Origin of the sequence: Bradyrhizobium sp. 160 (assembly GCF_023073735.1) — a bacterium.
GTDB lineage: Bacteria > Pseudomonadota > Alphaproteobacteria > Rhizobiales > Xanthobacteraceae > Bradyrhizobium.
The window spans coordinates 368,126-388,969 of sequence record NZ_JADPKD010000067.1 but is presented as its reverse complement, the minus strand read 5'-3'; the positions used below and the strand labels follow the sequence as shown (position 1 = coordinate 388,969).

Below are 20,844 nucleotides of genomic sequence, written 5' to 3'. Positions count from 1 at the left end.
TCGGGATCGATGGAGCCGACCTAGGATAGCAGGTTGCAGCCGTGGCTGAAGCCACTAAGGCTCGAATGCGGGAGTGCCTGTCTAGACTTAGCTATCTAGGCCGGGGTCTGCCTGCTGGTCTGTGGCGCGCTATCCGGCAGCACACCCTTACCGAACACCGTCTAAATGAACCTACGGCCTCACTAACGCGTTAGGGACGGTCCATTAGCGCCGGTTCGGGGAGGTTCAATGATGGACCAGCATCGGACAGCCTTAGTTCTGTTTGCGGCCGCCTTGGTCACGGTCATCGTGATCGCGTCTGCAGTCACCATGGAAAGAGTCAATGTGCGGACTGCGAGCAGTGACGCGCCGCCCTATACGATGGGCCTCGCCCGGCCGCATCAACCGCTAGATCGTGCCCCAGGTCAGCCGCTACCGACCGTGGGCGCACCGGCTGGAGCGACTAGACAGCGCATTCCCCCGAACAGATAGGTTTCAGGGTTTTTATGGGGCCAAAAAATTACGACGAGAACTCTTTTTTGGTCCCTATACATTTGAAAATAACAAGAGTATTCGTCGTCGGAAAAAATTCCGACGTCGTTGCGACGACAACCCAAACATGGGCTGCCGTCGCGCACATTTTTTCCGACGAGACGTCGATTCCGACGAGTTTTACGACGAGAGGAAATACCGTGTCCCCGCTCGCCCCCTTGCGCCCGGCCTCCGCGTCGCGCGCATCTGCTCGCCCTCTTCCAACCACTTCAACGACGCTTCAAGCTCGTACGGCCTAGCCGCCTTAACGCCCTTGGCGCGTGTCAGGTCTGAATAGGCGATACCCTTGCTCCCGGCCTTCTCGATGGCCCGCAGGATGGCATTTCGCAGCGCCTCGGACTCACTGCCAACCATGTACTTGGCCGCGCCATCTTCGATGGTGTCGAGCGACCTCTGTACGATTGCGTAGCTCCATTCGACGTCTCCGATTTCTACCACCGGCGCTGCCGGATTACGGGACACGGCCCGCAAGGTCGCAAACTTCTGGGTCTGCTCCGCCGCCCGGCCTAAGATACCCTCTTTGTCGGGGTATCTATCGAGGCATTCCAACTGCCAATTCTCGATTTCAAGCCATCGATCTTCAGCCCCCTCGCCCCAGTCGCATACATGCATCTTTGGCTTCTGCCCGCCGCTCATTACGGCAACACGTTGCAATTCGTTCAGCGGCGCCAGCATGTAAGCCGCCTGCACCGCTTCGACCAATTCGCGCGGAGTTACCAGCACCGGCCGCCCTCTCTTTCGTTGTGGCGCGTTCTTGACGTCAATAATCGTCAGTCGCGCAATGAAGCCGTCGTTGAAGCTCTGTTCCGTTATGCCAGTGTAGAAATCAGTAGGCGTTGAGAAGCCGAGCAATGAGACCGTTGGGAAAAAAATCGGACTAGAGTCCTTCTTGTCGTCGGCCTTCTCTTTCCCCGTCCAACGCTTCGTCGACCGGCTGTATAGCTCCAAGAAACTCTTCCGGACCGTTCGATTCCAAGATGTTGCTTGGCTACCCGTTACCCCCTGAAGAAGCGCGCCAAATTCGTCCATAGGCATGACATGCACGGGTGCACGCCGAACCGCCTTCTCAATTGCGCTGTCGCTCGTCACGTCACCCGGCCCGATCAGCCATGGCATGCCGCAATCGTCAGCCAACATCTCAATTGCACCGCGCGCGTGGTCCTTACCGAAGCTTGGACCGGCCACACCAACCATATAGACGTTCAGCCCCAATCCGGTCGGAGTGACGTAGCGACGCCCAAACAACGCACCCAAGAAAGCCAGCGTGGATATCGTCGCGAATTCTCGAACCGGTACCCTCGCCGTATCGAGAATCCATTCTGTAATCTTCTGAAGCAACCCACCTTGATGCGAAATTTCAAAAGGATCAGTGTTACCGCGCGGCACACAGAACTTACTTTGCGGCTGGTTATCGTTCGCGTGCTCCATGCAGAATATCGCCAACGCGTCTTCACGGTCGTACATATCAAACGCGCGATTGAAACTCTCCTGAAGGAGCGCCGCTTGCTCCGGTGTGAGCTTGCGAGTTGAAAATCCCGCCTGAAAGACAGACCAGCACGTTTCGCGAGACAGCTTTTCTGACTTAGCTAGAACGCCCAACTGGTTCGCTGCGTGCATTCCATGAAGCACGCCGGGATTCCAATTCGCGATGATCCCTCGCGCAATCTTATGCCCCTCGACACCAGCAATAACCTTATCTACTTCTGCGGCATTCACTTCGTGACGCCTTCCTGTATGTCAACCATAAACCAAATTCTTTTCATCTTTGCGCCGCGCGCTGCATTGCGGCCTAAATCATTCAACTGTCGCGCACTCTGCAGCGAAGCGCTGCGTGTAGAACGGCACGTCATCTGCGAGGTACATTTCGTTGCCATCTTCGTACAAAATCACCATCCGGTTCTCGGCAACGTCCACACCGACAATTTGCGCCTTCAGCGCTTTCCCATCGCCCTTGGTAACGAAACCGTAGATTGGCTCTCCCATCGAAATCATGCCGTTCTCCTCCCTCCTAGGCCGCCATCGCGAACGTCTGCGGGTCGCGAAGCAACCTAATAAGGTGGCGAACGAACGACTCGATATCGGTGACATGCCCCTTGTAACCGACGTTCCGGCACGCCGCTGTCAACGCGATATTCCAAGCTGATTCGAAAGAGTCATCAACGAAATATGGCCGAAGCCGCTGCCAGTCAGCGTCGGATAAGTCGCGCGCCTCGTCCACGATCTTCCGAAGTGTACAAGCCGCAGTGAAATTGCGAGCGTCAGGCCATTTCTTTTCGATCGACGCCCGCCACGGTATGGTCCGGTTCGCTTTTCTGATGATTGAATTAATGCAGTCCGATTTTTCCATATGTTTCCCTAGGTGCGCGCCGCCGTTCGTCCCAGTACAATGGCCGGGACGTTGTGCGGCGCGGCGTTGAGGTAGTTACGCGCGGACCGCCGCAGCCAGTTCAGCAAGGGCGCGGCTAAAGCGGGTGCCTTCGTCGTCGTGAGACTTCACAGCGTCGACACGGGCAAGACCGTTGCTAGGGTCGCTAACAATCGACACCTCAAACAATTTCACCGCCTTCAAGGTGCGCCTTGCAGGATGATTCTTGCCGTGAATGACCCAAGAAGTCGCGCGGTAGCCGATTCACATGCCCGATAGAGCGCCCATCCTCATAAGTTCGTACCCGCCCCAATCTCGACGGCGCCGCCGTCGACACCGGGATCTCCGGAGTCGTTGTACCATCGTCGCTCCCGGCTGGTGATCTTGGCCAGCGGCCTTACCCGCCCCGGGGCAGATGATTGTGCGAAGAGCCGCGGCCCGTCGCTCCGCGCGCCGGCACCCTGTTCGTCTCATCGAAGTCCACAGCGCGCGATGGCTGCTACCTGCCGTTAGGCAAATGGCCCTGGCGTGCTTTGGGCGACTCACGGTACCCATCATTCCCAATCGTCCTACCAACGCACTATGGGAATAAGATGGTTGCAGCCACAGGACAATCGCCCGCCTCTGCTTATGCGCTTGAGGTGGACGGTCAACTGAAGTGTGAATTTACGACCCGAGACGGCGCCAGGGCTGGTGCAGAGGAACTCAAGAAGCGTTTTCCCATGCTTCAGATCAGGATCTATGACGCGCAGACCAATGCGCGCGAGGAAATCTAGGTCTTCCGACGAGCGGGTTCTTCCGCTTGCGCGTGCGGCGCCGCCGCATCGGGCTCGCGTGAACCGAGCCGCTTTAGCGTCTCGGCCATGCGGCGTTGATCCCTCGCGCGAAGAATGCGGAGCTCCTCGCCGGGGGCGGGAAAAGGGGTCGCCTATCGGCGATCGCTATCACTGCCCCATTCCCGGGTGCCACTCTTGAACCGGTCTCGTCGCTGCACTCGGACCCGCGTGCCCCTTCGGGTCGCTATGCTCACGGCCGGAAAGAACCGGCTCGGGGTGATTACACTCGCCGGCGACGGAATGTTGCGAACCGTCTTGGTGGCTGGCGCGACGGCTGTGATCGCAGATATGCGCCGACGGGAAAGTCGCTTTTGGCCCTGGCTGAAAGATATTATCGCACGCAAGCCGCCGAAGCTGGTGGCCATAGCGTTGGCAAATAAGCTGGCGCGGATCGCCTGGAAACTGATAGTCGGCGGCGAGCGATACCGGCCTGCAAGCAGCTTCATACCGATGCCGACATAGACTTGAACGAAATGCAGAGCTTGGCGCCAGACCGGCAGGTCTGACGCTGGGGGCGGAACTTGCAGGACGGGAAGAGGTGGTACGTTCGGCGCAAGCCGGTCAGTGAAATGCTCCGCTCGGTTTACCGGCAGAAAATGCCGCTCTCGTGTTTGGATCTCACTGTCCGCGAAGCCCATCTTGGGCGGTGGTGGCAAGACCCGAAAACAGGCCGGACATATGAGCGCAAGCGATCCGAGCATGCTGCCAGAGCCAATTCTTGCAAGTCGGTTCCGCCCACATATGAATCGAGCCGCGTAGCGTCTCGGTAGGGTAGGCGCGGGACACCTCGACGAGGATGTCCCTACGCCTCCCCCCAAACCGTGCGGGCACTTTTCAATGCACACGGCTTTCCATACGCGCATGCTCTCGACCGGACACGGTTACACGGCATGACGGACACAGGACGATGGTCTTGCGTCGCCAACCGGACCGTTTCCAAGCCGTCAGCGATCCGCTTTGCAGGTCTCCTACGCGGCGGAGGTGATGCATCTCAAATGGTCCCCTCGTATCGCCGCACGCTTCGCATCTGCGAGCGTTGAGCCGATCGACCAGATCATTTGGGCTTTTGACCCACCACGCACCTGCCGTGACGTTGTCGACAACGGGACTCGTCCAGTAGGTTTGGGTCAGATGCTTCAGTCTCCACAGCTTGATGCTGCGAAGCTTACCACGGACCACGGAGCTGACCTCGTAGTCCGTACCCTTCCACAGACGTGCCATGGTTCTCGCTCTCGTCGTTCGATGTCGCATCGCCAGCGTCTTCACAAGGCTGCGGAACACAACAAGCTCCAACAGTCCCAAGGCGCCCTTGAAGTCATCAGCAAACGAATGGTAGTTCGCAAAACCACGGAACTCTGAGTTATAGGCGAGGACGGTTGCGACATCGCTGGTGGCCAGGAACTGCTCGCGAGGACGGCCAGTTTTTCTGGCGAGATCGCCATAGCCGTGTCGCTTGCAGAACGCGGTAACCTCCTTCCGCGGCACTCGCAGGCTGACATTCCCGGTGGTCGGCCGGCGTACCACGCGCCATGTCCGTCCGTCCGGTCCCGTGCGGTTGGATTTGCGTCCAGCCCCGTAGGATGTGTATGTCGAGATGCGATAACTGAGGAAGGTCACTCCCTTTGAAGCGGCATAGACCCCACTTTTCTCGGGCGACACCGTGAGCTTCAATGTCTGCGTCAGGAATTGTTCGACACAATCCATGATCTCACACGCTTCCCGCTTGCTCCCGATTACGCCGATGAGGAAGTCGTCGGCGTAGCGGCAGTAGCGGAGCCTCTTGAAGTTAGGGTCCATCGGATCGACGGAGGGCACTTTCCGTCTCTCCTTGTTGATGGCTTTGATCTCCGCGACTGCAGCGTCGATCTCGGCCCGATCCGCGCCGTCGGCGCGGAGCCGTTCAATTTTCCGGCGGAGACTGAGGACGCGCCGTTCCAGCGCCGCATAGCGCGGGAATGGACGTCGGTCGCGGCCTTTGTCGAATCCCGTCTTCATCGTCTGCATGTGCTGGTCCAGCTCGTGCAGATAGATGTTGGCGAGCAGGGGCGAGACAATCCCGCCCTGTGGCGTGCCACTGTAAGTGCGTCCGTAGACCCAATCTTCCATGTAACCTGCCTTGAGCATTCCTTCGATCAGAGCGATGAACCTATCGTCATCGATCCGCTTCTTTAGAAGCCCAAGCAGAATGTCATGGTCGATGTTGTCGAAGAACCCACGCACATCCACTTCGACCAACCACTTGCAGCCCGTCCAGGTCTTCTTGATGGACTTGAGTGCGGTATGACAGGATCGTCTCGGGCGGAACCCATGCGACTCATCGAGGAACACAGGTTCGTAGATCGCTTCGAGCAGAATCCTGACCGCCTCCTGAACGAGCCGGTCTTCCACCGTTGGGATACCCAGCGGTCGTGTTTTGCCGTTGTCCTTTGGGATATAGACCCGCTGGACTGGCCGGAAGCGATAAGTGCCGTCTGCTACGCGCCTGGCGACATCGGCGAGCTTCGCCAGCGACATGCCGTCGAAGGTCTTACCATCTACACCCGGCGTCAGGGCTCCCTTGTTGCGGGAGACCTTTTCGTAGGCCCACTCGAAGAGATGCGGAGATCTCATCAGGCGGTGAAGGCCATTTACGCGCTTACCCGACCGCGACAAAGTCGGCAGTGATTCAATTCTTCTCTGGATGGTAGCGGCCTGCATCAGCAGAACCTCTCCGTCGAAGAATCTCTTCTACGCATACTGCAAATGCCGTTGTTGGCGGCATCGTCCTTCCCCCGATCGGAGGCGCTTTCGGTCCGGTCACCCGGCCTTATACGCATGATCGTCCACCTCGCGGCGGCTGTCCTGGCCATTACGCCGGGCGTTTGGGTACTATGACGGCTCCGTCGCCATACAGGTCCTCGAAAGAGCCTGCTGCAGGCGATCCCGTAGTTGCGTGTGCAGGAAGTTGCGGTGTGTTTAGGTGTCCCATTCGTCTCCTTGACCCACCGATGGTGGTCGTCCCACGCGGACTGGTGGCAGATCGCACTGGCCGGTGCGGTCTGCCCCGCGTGGCATAGCGTGTCAGCCGCGTTCGCTACGGCCAGCCCTTTGGCAACTGGAAACTGGGATTCAGGCAATACAGCTTTCACCATGCACACCTTACTCTGTGCTCTCCACCGGGCTGCGGCGCCCGATTTCGAGACGTTTCCCGGCATGCTTTGGTCCCGTTCTCCTTTCGGAGTTTCAGTCGTTTCCGACACCGGTAAGCCGGGCAAGTAAGAGCCATAACCAGCAGGCTCCATTCTTTCGAACACTCCCTTCTTCTCCACGCCTCAACGGCGCACGCCGTGCGGCTTCGATCCCTCGCTCGATCATGAGTCGCTCGCCGGAGGCACTCGCCCTCGGTCCCGCCGTCATTTCATCCCGGCGTCGCTATCACTGCCCTTCCTTCGGGTGCCTTCTTAAAGGGAAGAGCGATCCTAAACTCGACAAGCTTTTGTGCCAGTGAGGAACGCCGGTTCTCGCTTGTGCTGTCGCCACCCGGAATAGGCCAGGCTGGAAGCGATAGAGGCGGGCATGGAGCGACGCGCCCAGGTGGATCACGCCGACGCCGGGCTCGATCGATGAGCTGCGCCGACCAATGGGGAACCCACGGGCGTCGACAGCGCGGCGGACCCAAGCTGATCGAGCAGAAAGACGGCGCCTAAGAAGGGTCAAACGCTGCTAATCGTCATGGTTGCAATGGTAAAGTTCCCACTGACTGGGGGGCAACATGGTTAAGGCATTTCGCAATACGGTCATGGCACTTACCTTTGTAGGAGTTGCCGGCTGCAACATGTTTTGGAATTTCATGAATGACTATATGGTCTGTGGCCTTGCGCTGGCGGCTTCAGTGACAGCCGGCTTTTGCGTTGAGCGCATCTTCATCCAGCGTTCCCGTCGGGAGATGATTCGCCTCCACGGCGCGGACTGGCATTCGGCGGAGAACCGACAGCTCGACTCATGAACGTCACCCGTCGCCCGCTCGTCGTTTTCATCATCCGATTGTTCGCATTCGATCCGAGGGGCCTGGCCCGACGATCAAACCGTCCATCCATTCCGGTTCGCTCGCATCGAGCGCCTGCGAGAGCTGCTAAACGAGACTACCGAATGGCCGTTGACCCGAATACAGGCGTGAGCACCACGAAGCTGGTGAGACCCGATCCGCAGCTGCTCGATACAGGGTGAGCGTCACGATAGGATCACCGGTGCCCGGGCTTGACTTGCGCGGAATGCTCTGGATAGCGCGGTCGGGATGATTGACGCCGCCGGCGCGCGGTGATGGGGTGACCCCCGGTTCGGAGCGGGCAACGGGGATCAGAATGACCAGCGAGTCGCATCTGCGCGAGAAGCTTCGGAAGATCGAGGCGTTGTTCGCAGGTGCCGGAACTGCTGGTGAGCGCTTTGCGGCGGAAGCCGCGCTGCAGCGGGTGCGGGCTCGGGTCGAGGAACTCGCTCGCCACGATCCACCGATCGAACAGCAATTCTCACTTCCCGACCAATGGTCTCGGCACCTTTTTCTGGCGCTTTGCCGCCGATATGGGCTGCGGCCGTTTCGTTATCGCCGGCAGCGACGCAACACGGTGATGGTCCGTGCATCACGAGGCTTCGTCGATCGAGTGCTGTTGCCGGAGTTCACCGAGCTGGAGGGTGCGCTGCAAGTGTATCTGCACGAGGTGACGCTGCGCGTGATCCGCGAAGAGATCTACGACGACGCCAGCGATGCGCAGGAAGTTCCCGACGCCTTGCCGTCGAACTGATCAAGCGGCGAGCTTTGCCTCCGAACCGTCGCGCTCGGCTTTCCAATTCCACGGCAGCAGCGCGTTCAGCTGATTGATCTTGGTGCGTCCGGAGATGATGCGCTCGAGAACATCCGTGAGATAGTGCCGCGGGTCGATGTCGTGAAGCTTTGCCGAGTTGATGAGCGATGCAAGAGTGGCCCAGGTTTCGGCGCCGCCCTCACTGCCTGCGAACAGATAGTTTTTCTTTCCCACCCCGATCGGCTTGATGCTGCGTTCGACCGTATTGCTGTCGATCTCGATGCGCCCATCATCGATGAAGCGCGTCAGGCCTTCCCAATGGTTGAGGGTGTAGCGGATCGCCTTGCCAAGGCGGGATTTCTTCGAGACTTCCAGCAGTCGCGTCCTCGAGCCAGGGCTTGAAGTCCTCGATCAGCGGTCTGGTGTTGGATTGCCGCACCGCAGCTCGCTGCGTCGCCGGCAAACCACGAATGCGATCCTCAATGGCGTAGAACATCGCGATCCGCTGCAGCGCTGCCGCGGCAATCGGTGACTTCGTCGCGACGTGAACGTCCCAGAACTTCCGGCGCATGCGCGAAGCAGAACGCCAGTTGTACCAGACGGCCGCCGTTCTTGATCAGCCCCTTGTAGGCGGCGTAGCCGTCGACCTGCAGGATGCCGTCGTAATCTCCAAACAGCTGCCTAGCGCGGATCGCCTTGCGATCCTCGGCGAAGACGTAGACCACTGCCGGTGGCGCCGGGCCGCCCCACGGGCGGTCGTCGGTGGCGATCGCCCAGAACTGGCAGACTTTGGTTCTGCCACGGCCGGGATCGAGAACTGGCAGCGGCGTCTCGTCGGCAAACAGCCGCGGGTAGGACATCACTGCGCGGCGCAACAGCGCGTGAAGCGGCTTCAGCCACCAGGCGACGCGGCCCATCCACGAGGCCAGCGTTTGCCGGTCGAGCGTGATGCCTTGGGCGGCAAACATCTGTTCCTGGCGATACAGCGGCAGCTGGTAGCCGTATTTCATCACTGCGATGTGGGCCAGCAAGGCTTCCGTCACCATTCCACCGTCGATCGCCTGGGCCGGCGCGGGGGCCTGCAGCACACCCTGGCGGCATCCACGGCAGCCGTACCGTGGACGAACAATGCGCTTGACACGGTACTGCATCGGAATGACGTCGAAGGCTTCCTTGACGGTCTCCCCGATCTTGTGCAGCCGCTCGCCGCAGCAGGGGCAGATGTGGCTCTCGATATCGATCACGACATCGATGCGCGGCAAATGCTCCGGAAGCTTCCCCCGGTTGCGTCGCGCCGGTCGCTTTCCACGGCCCTCCGCTCCGTCAGGCAGCCTGCCTCCGGTCACGTCGTCGTTGGCGGCGGCACGAGCCGCCTGTGCCGTGATGGTGAAGAGAGACAGCTGTCCGAGATCCAGTGTCTTGGAGCGGGGACCGAAGATCGTGCGCTTGTACTGAGACAGGATCATCAGGAGCTTATCGTTCTCCTGGATCGCAGCGTCGCGTTGGGCAATCGCCGCATCACGCTCGGCCGAAAGCGAGCTGCATTCCGCCGACAACGCCGCAAGCCGTGACGATAGCGCTATCACGGTTTGCCGGAGCAACGCTGGATCGGAAGGCAAATCACTCATGCAGAGTGATTCTACAACAACTCCGCATGAGTGACGAACGACTCTTGATAAGGATCAACCAGCTCGTACTGGCTGATCCACAATTCGCATCGGCACACGCTTCCAGTCCGAGCCATCGAGCAGCACCGAGAGCTGAGCATGAGATAGCGGCATGACGCCTTCCTTGATCTGCGGCCAGGTAAACTGCCCCTCGATTCTTTTGTAGTAAAGGACAAGCCCGCTTCCATCCCAAGTCAGGATCTTCACGCGATCTCGGCGCTTGGAGCGGAAGACATAAAGTCCGCCGTCGAACGGATCGGCTCCAAAGGCCTCGCTCACCAGCATCGCCAGCGAATCCATGCCGCGACGGAAATCGACCGGCTGCGTCGCAATCCAGATCGACAACCCAGGTCGAAGCCCGATCATCGACCAACCGTCCCGACTGCCGCCAGCACCTCGCACAGTGCCCGCCGGTCGACTGTCCCCCTGACATGGATGCGAACCGCGCCGACCTCGATCTCGATCGCCGCCCGCTCCTCACTCGGCAATTGGCCCCCGCAGCCGGTGATCGCGACCGGCACAAAGCCTGGTGGCAGACCTCTGTCCCCGCGCTCCGCGACCTGCGCCCGCCTGACCTGGCGACGCCAGAGAAACAACAGACTTGGACTGATGTCGTGTCGCCGCGCCAGCGCGGACACGCTTGCACCCGGCGCAAAACTCTCCGCGACAATCGCCGCCTTCGCATCGGTCGACCAGCGCCGACGCCGGCCCGTCCCGGTGATGATCTCGACACGCTGCAGCGTGTCGGCGCCGTTTTCAAGGATAGGCGTATGCCTATCCTTATCGCTATCCTTACGACTATCCTTCGACATTGTGACCTCGCGACAAACTATTCCGCGAGATCTTCCTAGCCGACCAGATCAGCCCTCAGCGCGTGGTCCCTGCATGACGATCACGATACAGGTTTGGTACTCGATCGTGATCCAGGAGAGTGCAAGCTGGGTCCTTCTCGCGGGACTAATGAAAGTCCTCGCGGATGATACGGCTTTCTCTGAGCGCATTCGACGTCATTCCCAAGGAGCGAGACTGGGCGTTTGGGCTAGTCAGGGGTAAGTGATTGAATTTGTGCTCGTTGCGCGTCCGTAGAGCTTCACCGGATCATCCGGTCTCACAACCTCATTTGCTCAGCGAGGTCATCCTGGCCAAATGAGCCGCTTCTCGTAGAAGATCACTGCATATCCGTGCAACATCCCTTCCCTGCGGCGAACATAGCCAGCGCTCTCATAAAGTCTTTGGGCCCCTACTTGGATCGTTGTTGTATCGAGCATTATCCACTTGAAACCGAGAGCAACAGCTCGCGACTCCAATTCACGAAGAACCCTCCTTCCAAACCCTCGTCGCTGAAAGATGGGGTCGACCCGCATACGTTTTACTTCTGCGACATCATCATCAAAAGGTTTCAGCCCACCCATGGCAGCGAATCGGGCACCAATATGCGCAACTACGAAGTCTCCGCCCGAGGCGATGTATACTTCCCCAATATTGCGTAAATCATCCTCCCAAGCCCCTTCCGGGCCACACACACCAACATCCTGCGATGCGCTTCTGTGCAGATGCCATGCATCATCGCTATCCGCGGACTCGAACCGACGAAGGATCAGTTCGTCTTGAGACATCGACTATTACCTCTCGAGCGGTGGCGGACGCCTGCGCCTCTGTTTTTAGCCACGCAGAGACCACCGTCGGCTTACGGGCGCGCCTCTGTCAACAGCCGCTGAGCAAGGACAGCCTCAACACTTTCCGATACCTCAACTCCGACAACTGGACGACCCGGCTCAACCGTATATTTTAAGGCCGTACTACGGTGCATCCGGGTAAACCGATCCAGTGCACAAACACAGGACGTGCGCAGCGTTCCGATTTCGCCGCCGTGATGCTCCACGACTGGTGAAATGGTCGCAACCCTGGGAAAGTCCGCTTTCCCCTTTAGCCAACCTGGCTTGAGCGGTGCACTTCCTTTGCCTGACGACAGCCAGCGGAATACCTCGTGAATGCATCTCTGCGGATAATATTCAGACAGCCGATACAGATCCGTATAAAATTGAGGTTTCTGGTGGAAGAGTTCTTCACCGACCAGTAGCACCGAGACCGCCACGATACGGGCCGAGAAGCGGCCGCTTGGACCAAGCGTATTCTTGTAAGGATTCTTTCCGTAAAACACACGAAATTGGGCAAATAAGTCCGGCGACATATGTTCATAAAAGCGCGTCAGAACATTGTTTGCTGACTCAAGGCGCTCCAGGCATAGTGCAAGACATTGCCCCGCATCCACGTCGGCCACATCACGCAACTTGAGCAGAGCGTCAATTGCTGACTGCAATTCGCTCTCGATAATCTGATGGCCCAAGCAAAAATCTCGCTCCTCGACCCCGGCCGCGCCGAGGCAGTATACGCGTGGATCATTCTGCAGCGGATTCGTAAGTATCATATCTTCATAGGAGAGGACCTCAATGCCAGGCTGCCGTTGACAACTCGAGCGCGCAAGGCGGATTAGTACCTCTCCCACCGTCAGCTCGGCGTCCACGGGATGAAGGCCGGCAAACGCAGACATCTGATAAGCACAATTTACGAGATATTGGATGTCTGTCTTAGCGATCTCGAAGTCCGATTGCGGCAGACTTAGCAGCTGCGCTTCATAGTCCTTCTTCGCAATCATCGCATTGATGTTACGCCCAAGAGCCTTAACCGCTTCATCTGGTCGTTCACTGCATTTGACCTCCGCAATGCAGTGCGGCAGTTGATCGGCGACAAAATTGCTGACCAGCCCAAGCGGGCGTTCTCGCTGCCGGCGATCAATGCTATCGGTCAGATGCGAAAATATGTCCTTCGCCTGGCAGGGCGACCCTTCCGGGGTGGAAACGGAAAAAGGAGCGACCATAAATGAGCGCGCCCGCGACTTCATCGAAACGCAACTTGCATTTCGGCACTTGACCCGTATCGTGCGGCCGGTGAGTAATCGTGTTTTTCGAGCAGATCAGTTCGTTTGTCTATTATCCTACTGTCGTTGTAAGCGATCCGCTCGAGTATATTGTTCGAGAAAAATAGCAGCGATACGGCGCCCGAATTGATAGTGCCGGCGGCAGTTAACGAAAGCAGGCCGTTTGAAATGCAGATGAGTCCTGCCTCATTCAAGAGTTCAAGCTCGCGGCCAAAGCATGTCTCGATGGACACCCCAAATTCCCGCTCGAAGCGGGAGAGCAACACCCCACTGCTTCGCAGGGCAAACATTACCGTTCTGCGCATGAGATCATCGTGCGACAGGACAACACCCTTCCACACGGGCTTCTCGCCCGCTTCAACCCTATACAGGTAGCGATCTAAATCTGCCTCGTTATAGAACTGGCACTGGCTCATGTAACCAAATCCGGCAACCCCAAACGGGACCAGATTATTGTCGTTCCAGGAATCGTATTTGCGGCTCTGTTGAATCGAGTGTGGCTGCGACTGCTTACTCCAATAGAAAATCGGCCCATGGCGATAGCCGAGTTTCGTGAGGATGTGCTCGGCCATAAAATGCATGATGATGCGCTCCTTAGCCCCGGCAAATTGATATCGACCCCGAGCCAAATGGCGGGCTACGGGGTCTGTAGATTTAAACATCAATGGGAATACATTGAACTTCTCTATTCCCATATCCAGTAAGCCGATAAGTGAGTCGTACCAGCTCCGGAGCGTTTGCTGCGGCAACCCATACATGAGGTCAAGCGACAGATTCTGAACGCCCATGTCATTCAGTAACTTTACGAGTTGAACTACCTCGTCCAGGTGATGCCCGCGGTTCAATATGCGTAAAATGCTCGGATCTAGACTCTGAACGCCCAATACGAAGCGGTTTACGCCCGCTCTAAGCAGTGTGGATATGCGATCTGCAGCGTCCACTTGCTTTGCAAGAGAGGGATGCAATTCGAAACTCACTTCCGACTTAGACAAATCAAAGCGCCGCCTAATCATACCAAATAGCGTTTCGAGTTGACGGTTGGTCAAGAACGAGGGAGTGCCGCCTCCAAAAAAAGCAGTCTCAACAGCTCTGCCGGCCAGCGCCGCCTCCGACCAACTCATCTCTTTATCTAAAGCCGCCAGATAGCGCTCCACTCGCCCAGAAGATGGATTGATTTCCTTGGCGAAGTGGCAAAAGGTACAATACTGATCACAAAAGGGGATGTGAAAATAGAGATCAATTGACGACGAAACCTGAAGCAACAACTTTTCGGCATTCAGGTCGCCCATTGCCTTGAGAGGCGGATATGTGCCGACAAGATAATCGTTGTGCGTGTCAAGGTGCAAATTCCGTGACCTCAACATGTCAAGGTTAATGTCGTACGAGCGGTCGATCGCGAATTCCAAGGCCTCGGAATAGGTCGGGGCGCGCATTTTTTTAACTCCTCTAGCTTTCTTGTGAAGGCAAGGCGCGATGGCAGCTGCGTTCCTCGTGTCTTATCGCGCTCTTCAGCTCGGGCTCACCGAAGTCCTGCATTTCGATCAAAGACGCGGGTTTGTCGGCTCCCACTCGAGGCAACCACCGTAGAGCAGAACGACTGTCGCCATTCGCTCGGGACACGCGGGATGATTATGGTTCGGCGAGGAAGACAGATGCCGTGGCCGAGGCCGAATGTCCTTCGGGCGTTGCGAAACGTTCCCGAGGAAGACTTCAGGCGCCGAGGAGTGCGAATACTGCTGGAGAAAATGGTGCTCCACCTCCGAGTGTGACCCGCGCCGGGTCGGGCGCCGAGCTCGATCTGCTCCAGCGTGCCATTGAACAACTTCTGTCCGCTCCCCTCTTCGAAAGGAAGCGGGCATTGCTCGATACTAAGCTTGATTTGGTTTCCTCCCGGTCCGAGGCCAACATTAGCATGCCGCTGCATGCATTCGCCACAGAGCGGCCCAAACGTGTCACACTGGTTCGGATTTGCTCGGGACTAAGCGCGCTGAATGCTAGTCGTGTCTGGTGGTCTTGAGAGCTATCCAACGCGAAGAACGACAGCGGCACCCGCGACGGACGCGGCAAGGCGTTAGGCGGGACCGCACTCAATTGCGCAGCGTCCAAGGCATTGATTTGGATCAGTCGAGCAAGTGTCATTTGAACTCCTGGGCCGGCGAATGCGAGATCGTCATGGTCGTGCGGATCCTTTTACGGTGTCCCAGCAATCCACGTGCCACTAAAGACATTTACGAGCCTGGCTTGAAGAGGGCAAAACCATGTGGTTCGTGTCCACGTCGGAATACTCGCGCCTCAGTGTCTGGTCCCGGACATTAACGTCTTCAGCCGGACACGGCTGAACACGACAACGTGGAATGTTCAATGAGGATGGCGGCCTCTCATGCCGAACTCGAACATCTGCTCCAACGGCGACCTTACGACCGAATCGCTCGGCTGATGGAGGCAGCGTCCCGGCACGTGACGGATATGCAAATGAACTCGTCGCTTTCTTGTGGCGCGGTGGCCACGGAGCGACTTCGATCTGGCAGCGCTCGGCGCGGACTTGCCAGGCGCGGTGCGTGTCGTACCGAGCGACGAGCTCGGCCGCAGAGCATCGGCCCGGCCGACTCTCCGGTCAAGGTGCCGTGGATCATTCTGCCCGGTTTCATCGATCTCCATGACCATCTCACCTGGAATATCCAGCCGCGATGGCTGACCGGCCGGAGTTTAACAACTGCCATGAATGGTAGGATTCGCGGAATAGGACTGCTGAATAATCCGCACTGCCGGGCAATCCTGACTTTGGCCTACGAAGCGCAGAATCAAGGCGCTTGCCGATGGGGCGACCTCGGTCCTCGGAATCTGGATAGGGGTTCCGGCCTCCAGCAACAGCAACCGGTCTCCGACCGGCTTTGCGCCGGGCAGCCTCCACCTGCACGCACGAAGCTCATTGGCACTTGCTGCGGAATACGCCTCTGTGCAAGACAATTGGTCCCAGAAGGGCAGTAGGGGAACCGCACTGTGACAGCTTCTCTTGATGGCGAAATCCGCGACGGCGGCCATCATATGCAGGTTCGCGTCTATGTCGAAGATACTGACTCCGGTCAGATTGTTTATCACGCAAATTTTTTGCGCTTCATGGAACGGGGTAGAACGAACTACTTGCGCCTGCTCGGAACCACTCAGCAAGCGCTACTCAAAGAAGCTAAGAACGATGCGCCCGGCTTTGCCTTCGTGGTCCGCTCCATGAAGATCGATTTTCTAAAACCGGCGGTCTTGGATGACCTGCTTGACGTCGTCACAGTCCCGCAAGAGGTGAGGGGAGCGTCGATTGCCTTGCTGCAGGAATGCAGGCGCGGAGACAATCTCCTAGTCACGGCGCGTGTACGCGTGGCGTTTATTTCAGCCGGAAAGGCGCAGCGCATCCCGAAGTCGCTGCGGCTCGCTATGGAAGAGCTTAGATAAATCCGCCGCCTCGTTCAAGCTTTTGCCTTCCAGCGCCATCAAGAGCTTGGCGAAGAATCCTTCGACGGCATTGAGCCACGAGAATGAGGTGGGCGTGAACTGGAAGGTGAAACGTCGAGGCATTTGCGGCCCTTTGGGTACTTATCACGTCTTGCAGCTTGTCGACCAAGTTGGGATCATTCGAGAGGTTGAACTGGTGGGCGAGACGGTTGCAGTCCGTGCGTCCGCCAGATGCGCTGCACCAAGGTTGAGGTGATGCCCGCCGCCTTTCGCCAGTCCTGCTCTCGTCCGGCGCCATATATCTACAGTCCGGACGAGCTGGTCCGGCTCGTTGCGGATCAACCTCGCGGCTGGGTGGACATGCAGACATATGGCGAATGTCGGCCTTGGTGATGCGGCCGCGCCTGACAGACTCCGGTCGATCGTTCGCTCGGCACTAGGCCGAGGAAACCCATGAGTTGACTGGGCTCTACGGCTCACGTCGCCAACCTCGGTCGCGAACGTCGCTGCGACGATCAAATCAACGCCTCGCAACGTTTGAAGCGCCCGCACGAGCGGCTCCAGAGACCAGCCCGAGACAAATTCTTTGATCGTGCGCTCGAGCCGGTCGACCCACTCCCTGCCGACGCGAACTGCTTCAACCATTTCTTGGAGCGCGATCTGATGTGCGGGCTGATCGAATTGTTGTGCCAGCGCAGATAGCGCATCGTCCAACTCTTCTTGCGAGGACGGGTGCGGTCGTGCTTGAGCATGAAGACGCCACCTGTTGCCGGTGAACCCGCAGCGCCTCAACCGCTGCCGCTCGCGCGCGAACGAGATACCGCATCGCCTCGTGACCTTCATGGGAAACCCATACTGCCGTCAGCTCGCCAGCGCGTAGCAGCCGCGCGAGAGAAGCGGCGTCTCGGCGATTCGTCTTCACCCGATCCCCCGGCTTCCTTGGGAGCAGCGATGGTGCCAACACCGTGCATTCATGGCCCAGCAATCGGATCAGATGACAGAGGCCGTAGCCGGTCGGGCCGGCCTCGTAGCAGAAATGCACGCGGTCGAACCGGTTGGCGATCCGCGCTATGATGCGACCCATGTTGGTTGCCGAAGCATCGACCTCGCCGAAGAAACGAACTTCTCCCTCCCGGCCTGCTTCAGCAATCGGATGGCCTTTCTCAGTTGGCATCGATTCCGACGAATGCTTCCCTATAATCTGCCACGGTTCGTCCTCCTGTGATGAGGATCGGCTCGGTCCGCCCGAGCAACCCTCGGACGCGCAGTGTAAGGCGAGCTATCTCATCGGCAGAGACGGACATACGCTCTTACCGTTCATCGGGGATGACCTCTTTCCACGACCGGCTGTGTTCCACTTTCTAGAAAACAATCGTCGCCCGATTTTAAGTCGCACAACCTAACGCCTATTCACTAGAACTCACTCGTCAGTATCGCGACATAAAGAGTTTTGGTTCCATCACCATGCACGACTTGTTAGGAGTCGAGACGGCAAGCTCGACTGGGACCAATACGTTGCATACTACTTGGGAAGCCGTGCGACGCTGGCGGTATTCCAAAGGGCCAACCGACGGAAACTCGCAGGATCGCTGGAAACGATAATTCCGCCGCATTTTCAAGCGATATCGGCAGTTGCGCGAGGTCGCCAGTGTAAGGCGGACTTTTTAAAAAGTGGCAAAAACAGCATTGACTGCGTCCACTGTACTCTCGACGATGATATCAGCTTCGTGCTTTGTTAAGCACAGCGGCGGCGCGAACCCGAGAATGTCGCCCTGCGGCAAGGCGCGGCCGATGACGCCACGCTCAAGCAGCGCGGCGGCGACCTGCTCACCCACTTTTTTTGATGTATCGAAGAGGGTGCGATTATCCCTATCCTCGACAAATTCCACCGCCGCCATCAGCCCGTCGCCGCGCACCTCGCCGACGTTTCCATGATCGCCCAGCGCCTCAGTCAGTGCGGACTGGAGATAGGCTCCAATATCGCGAGCATTGTTGATCAGGTCCATCTCATCGATTAGCTCAAGATTTGCAATAGCCGCCGCCGCGCAGATAGGATGGGCAGAACAAGTCCAACCATGACCGATACTACCGAGTTGATCGGAGCCTTTCACGAGAACCTGCCAAACCTTGTCCGAAATAATGACGCCGGACAAAGGAGCGTACGCGGAGGTCAGACCTTTTGAGATTGTGATCAGGTCCGGTCTGATGTCGTAGTGGTCGGAACCAAACATCCTGCCCAGGCGGCCGAATCCGGAGACGACTTCATCCGCGATGAGTAGAATGTCGTATTTCTTCAGAACGGACTCTATCTTCGCCCAGTATCCGGTGGGCGGCGGAATAATGCCGCCAGCACCTTGGATCGGCTCTCCGATGAACGCCGCGACTGTATCGGGACCCTCGGCTACAATCATTGCCTCAAGCTTGTCGACGCAGGCTTGGACGAACTGCTCCTCGCTCATGGTCGCATCAGCGCGGCGGAAATAGTAAGGAGCTTCAGTGTGGAGGATCGGCGTACGCGGTAGATCAAAGGCGTTGTGGTACAGTTCAAGGCCTGTCAGCGAGCCTGTCATGACGGTTGAGCCGTGATAGGCTCGCCAGCGAGAGATAATCTTCTTCTTCTCCGGTCGGCCAAGCACATTATTAAAGTACCAAATTAGTTTGATGTTTGTCTCGTTCGCGTCCGAGCCTGATAGACCGAAAAAGACGCGACTCATGCCTTTGGGCGCCCGGTCGATGATCATCCTGGATAGCTTGATCGGGGCTTCTGTGCCGTGGCCATCGTATGCGTGGTAATAGGGGAGTTCGTTCGCCTGCTTTGCAATCGCCTCGGCGATCTTCTGGCGGCCATATCCGACATTCACACAAAAAAGACCCGCAAAGGCGTCAAGGCTGGTTCGCCCAGACTTATCCGTGATGTAGACTCCTTTGCCCCCGCTGACCACGCGCGTTTGAATTTCACCTCGCGCATGCGCGCCGACGTGCGTCCCCGGGTGCAAGAGGTGATCGCGGTCCCAAGCACCGAGTTCGTTGAATCCGTGGGACATTTTCTGCTTCCTCTCCTACTCTCATCAGAGGGTCTCGAGCCCGCCCCCACCTTATGGCTCGATGGGCCCACTTGCTGCCACCGAAAGATTGGAGTCGAATCCTTGTCCGTTCGGCGTTGCGCGTTCAACAATAGCGAAATCGGATGTAGCGAAAAGAGGCCCGGCGCAACCAAAGTTTGTAGTTACGCCAAAACGATCGTGCGACGCCAAGGCTAAGAGCACGCCGACCTCAAGTAGCGCGTGAGGACGCGTGAACGGAATCGCGGGCAGCTTAGTCGGCTATACAATTTGTTGGTTGGCGGCTGGCAATATCTAACTATTGGGACAGCCAGCTCGAAAGAAGCTCAATCTCGACTGACACGGTCTCTTCGGAAGCAAAAGGCCCGACGGCTCACGCTGGCGGGCTCGACGAAAGGGCCGCAGCGATTGAGCTCGCTGCGGCCTGCGCCGTGTCAAAACGACCGGGTGAAAGAGGTAGGTGCAATATGAACGCTAGCCCCGGTTTGCCGAAGTTTCCCGGCACTTCCGGTTCCGGCCACAACAAATGTGAACAAAAAGCGCCTGCGTGTCCAAAACGCCTCAGCGGCCTGTGCGGCCTATTACATCATTCTGCGGCCTTCAGACCCTGTTCCGTGGGCTCGTAACGCTGCCCGTGCTTCATCAGCCAGCCACCTTCAACCATCTTCTGCGCCAATCCCAGCGAACATGCCGGTTGGCTGCCGCCCGGGGGATATACGCCGGCTTCGCGCTCGACCAGAAAGCCGTACACGCGCGCCAGCCGTAGCGGCTTGAGCATGCCGGGAATGAGGATGACGGAGTTCGTCATTGCTCCCAAAGCGCGCGCCGACCTGAAACGTTCCTAAGCGCTGCCTTGGACAATGAGAACAGGGCGGCGTTACCCAAACAGGGACGGCCGAGGGCCTGACGCTGACCGCGAGGAGGAGTCCCGGGGAGAATGGGATTGCCGACTGGGAAGGTTTGCTGGAGCAGGTAGGCATGCGGGACTGGACCAACACAGTGATGGCCTAAGAGAGAAAGCGCTGCTGGCTCAAAATTGCCGGTCCCCCGGCAGCGCGTTGTCTCAAAACGGGGCACTAAAATCCCAGTTGGTTTCGACTAGGCAAGGGCCGTGCCACAAGCTTGTGACGGGCGCCGCCGGTTCACGCTGGCGGGCATTTTTTAGTTTGTGCACACTAGTCAACATTAAACGCAGTGATTATTCTGGCACGATATCTCGCGTA

Annotated in this window: 15 protein-coding genes and 3 pseudogenes; 5 read left to right on the top strand and 13 right to left on the bottom strand. The window is 58.1% G+C overall.

Annotated elements, in window-relative coordinates; genetic code table 11:
- Positions 1 to 651: 651 nt before the first annotated feature.
- From IVA98_RS29360 to IVA98_RS37820, 3 genes are all read right to left on the bottom strand, one after another.
- Positions 652 to 2,247 (bottom strand): hypothetical protein, encoded by a 1,596-nt coding sequence (locus IVA98_RS29360; protein ID WP_247356041.1) that lies wholly within the window; start codon positions 2,245 to 2,247, stop codon positions 652 to 654.
- Positions 2,248 to 2,325: 78 nt separating this feature from the next.
- Positions 2,326 to 2,523 carry a hypothetical protein gene (locus tag IVA98_RS29355; RefSeq protein WP_247356039.1) on the bottom strand — a complete coding sequence of 66 codons (198 nt, stop codon included), beginning with the start codon at positions 2,521 to 2,523 and terminating at the stop codon, positions 2,326 to 2,328.
- 430 nt (positions 2,524 to 2,953) lie between these two features.
- Positions 2,954 to 3,160 (bottom strand): HK97 family phage prohead protease, encoded by a 207-nt coding sequence (locus IVA98_RS37820; protein ID WP_524536434.1) that lies wholly within the window; start codon positions 3,158 to 3,160, stop codon positions 2,954 to 2,956.
- A 329-nt stretch (positions 3,161 to 3,489) separates the two neighbouring features.
- Here IVA98_RS37820 and IVA98_RS29350 point away from each other — a divergent pair, with 329 nt between their 5' ends.
- Together IVA98_RS29350 and IVA98_RS29345 are read left to right on the top strand one after the other, a co-directional pair.
- Positions 3,490 to 3,672 carry a hypothetical protein gene (locus tag IVA98_RS29350; RefSeq protein WP_247307147.1) on the top strand — a complete coding sequence of 61 codons (183 nt, stop codon included), beginning with the start codon at positions 3,490 to 3,492 and terminating at the stop codon, positions 3,670 to 3,672.
- A gap of 252 nt (positions 3,673 to 3,924) precedes the next feature.
- A pseudogene (locus IVA98_RS29345) lies at positions 3,925 to 4,194 on the top strand (IS110 family transposase); the annotation flags it as partial.
- A gap of 372 nt (positions 4,195 to 4,566) precedes the next feature.
- Here IVA98_RS29345 and IVA98_RS29340 read toward each other — a convergent pair.
- On the bottom strand, positions 4,567 to 6,429 hold the full coding sequence (locus IVA98_RS29340) for a reverse transcriptase domain-containing protein (RefSeq protein ID WP_247307145.1): 1,863 nt from the start codon (positions 6,427 to 6,429) through the stop codon (positions 4,567 to 4,569).
- Positions 6,430 to 7,483: 1,054 nt separating this feature from the next.
- Between IVA98_RS29340 and IVA98_RS29335 the strand changes: the two genes are divergently transcribed.
- Both IVA98_RS29335 and IVA98_RS29330 read left to right on the top strand, forming a co-directional pair.
- Positions 7,484 to 7,717 (top strand): hypothetical protein, encoded by a 234-nt coding sequence (locus IVA98_RS29335; RefSeq protein ID WP_247307144.1) that lies wholly within the window; start codon positions 7,484 to 7,486, stop codon positions 7,715 to 7,717.
- Positions 7,718 to 8,072: 355 nt separating this feature from the next.
- Positions 8,073 to 8,510, top strand: coding sequence for a hypothetical protein (locus tag IVA98_RS29330; protein WP_247307142.1), 438 nt, complete (start codon positions 8,073 to 8,075; stop codon positions 8,508 to 8,510).
- Here IVA98_RS29330 and tnpC read toward each other — a convergent pair.
- From tnpC to IVA98_RS29300, 6 genes and pseudogenes are all read right to left on the bottom strand, one after another.
- Positions 8,511 to 10,138 (bottom strand): annotated as a pseudogene (tnpC, locus tag IVA98_RS29325) (IS66 family transposase).
- A 54-nt stretch (positions 10,139 to 10,192) separates the two neighbouring features.
- On the bottom strand, positions 10,193 to 10,543 hold the full coding sequence (gene tnpB, locus IVA98_RS29320; RefSeq protein WP_247356038.1) for an IS66 family insertion sequence element accessory protein TnpB: 351 nt from the start codon (positions 10,541 to 10,543) through the stop codon (positions 10,193 to 10,195).
- On the bottom strand, positions 10,540 to 10,989 hold the full coding sequence (gene tnpA, locus IVA98_RS37815; protein ID WP_524536430.1) for an IS66-like element accessory protein TnpA: 450 nt from the start codon (positions 10,987 to 10,989) through the stop codon (positions 10,540 to 10,542). The genes tnpB and tnpA overlap by 4 nt, the downstream gene beginning before the upstream one ends.
- 321 nt (positions 10,990 to 11,310) lie before the next feature.
- On the bottom strand, positions 11,311 to 11,793 hold the full coding sequence (locus IVA98_RS29310) for a GNAT family N-acetyltransferase (protein ID WP_247307138.1): 483 nt from the start codon (positions 11,791 to 11,793) through the stop codon (positions 11,311 to 11,313).
- Positions 11,794 to 11,864: 71 nt separating this feature from the next.
- Complete coding sequence (locus IVA98_RS29305) at positions 11,865 to 13,055, bottom strand: hypothetical protein (RefSeq protein ID WP_247356036.1); 1,191 nt, start codon at positions 13,053 to 13,055, stop codon at positions 11,865 to 11,867.
- A 20-nt stretch (positions 13,056 to 13,075) separates the two neighbouring features.
- Positions 13,076 to 14,548 carry a coproporphyrinogen-III oxidase family protein gene (locus tag IVA98_RS29300; RefSeq protein ID WP_247356034.1) on the bottom strand — a complete coding sequence of 491 codons (1,473 nt, stop codon included), beginning with the start codon at positions 14,546 to 14,548 and terminating at the stop codon, positions 13,076 to 13,078.
- Positions 14,549 to 16,115: 1,567 nt separating this feature from the next.
- Here IVA98_RS29300 and ybgC point away from each other — a divergent pair.
- The gene (gene ybgC / locus IVA98_RS29295; RefSeq protein ID WP_247307131.1) at positions 16,116 to 16,559 is read left to right on the top strand and encodes a tol-pal system-associated acyl-CoA thioesterase; all 444 of its coding nucleotides are present in this window, start codon (positions 16,116 to 16,118) and stop codon (positions 16,557 to 16,559) included.
- A gap of 367 nt (positions 16,560 to 16,926) precedes the next feature.
- Here the strand turns inward: ybgC and IVA98_RS29290 are convergent.
- The 3 genes and pseudogenes from IVA98_RS29290 to IVA98_RS29280 form a co-directional block, all read right to left on the bottom strand.
- A pseudogene (locus IVA98_RS29290) lies at positions 16,927 to 17,709 on the bottom strand (IS110 family RNA-guided transposase); the annotation flags it as partial.
- Between the two features lie 514 nt (positions 17,710 to 18,223).
- On the bottom strand, positions 18,224 to 19,603 hold the full coding sequence (locus IVA98_RS29285; RefSeq protein WP_247356033.1) for an aspartate aminotransferase family protein: 1,380 nt from the start codon (positions 19,601 to 19,603) through the stop codon (positions 18,224 to 18,226).
- A gap of 604 nt (positions 19,604 to 20,207) precedes the next feature.
- The gene (locus IVA98_RS29280; RefSeq protein WP_247307126.1) at positions 20,208 to 20,429 is read right to left on the bottom strand and encodes a hypothetical protein; all 222 of its coding nucleotides are present in this window, start codon (positions 20,427 to 20,429) and stop codon (positions 20,208 to 20,210) included.
- Positions 20,430 to 20,844 lie beyond the last annotated feature (415 nt).

Bases quoted from the DNA above. Each gene is read 5' to 3' on its own strand.
- IVA98_RS29340 (WP_247307145.1), bottom strand. From the start codon at position 6,429: ATGCAGGCCGCTACCATCCAGAGAAGAATTGAATCACTGCCGACTTTG.
- tnpB (WP_247356038.1), bottom strand. From the start codon at position 10,543: ATGATCGGGCTTCGACCTGGGTTGTCGATCTGGATTGCGACGCAGCCG.
- IVA98_RS29330 (WP_247307142.1), top strand. From the start codon at position 8,073: ATGACCAGCGAGTCGCATCTGCGCGAGAAGCTTCGGAAGATCGAGGCG.
- IVA98_RS29300 (WP_247356034.1), bottom strand. From the start codon at position 14,548: ATGCGCGCCCCGACCTATTCCGAGGCCTTGGAATTCGCGATCGACCGC.
- IVA98_RS29335 (WP_247307144.1), top strand. From the start codon at position 7,484: ATGGTTAAGGCATTTCGCAATACGGTCATGGCACTTACCTTTGTAGGA.
- IVA98_RS29350 (WP_247307147.1), top strand. From the start codon at position 3,490: ATGGTTGCAGCCACAGGACAATCGCCCGCCTCTGCTTATGCGCTTGAG.
- IVA98_RS29280 (WP_247307126.1), bottom strand. From the start codon at position 20,429: ATGACGAACTCCGTCATCCTCATTCCCGGCATGCTCAAGCCGCTACGG.
- IVA98_RS29355 (WP_247356039.1), bottom strand. From the start codon at position 2,523: ATGATTTCGATGGGAGAGCCAATCTACGGTTTCGTTACCAAGGGCGAT.
- IVA98_RS29305 (WP_247356036.1), bottom strand. From the start codon at position 13,055: ATGGTCGCTCCTTTTTCCGTTTCCACCCCGGAAGGGTCGCCCTGCCAG.
- IVA98_RS29310 (WP_247307138.1), bottom strand. From the start codon at position 11,793: ATGTCTCAAGACGAACTGATCCTTCGTCGGTTCGAGTCCGCGGATAGC.
- IVA98_RS29285 (WP_247356033.1), bottom strand. From the start codon at position 19,603: ATGTCCCACGGATTCAACGAACTCGGTGCTTGGGACCGCGATCACCTC.
- tnpA (WP_524536430.1), bottom strand. From the start codon at position 10,989: ATGTCGAAGGATAGTCGTAAGGATAGCGATAAGGATAGGCATACGCCT.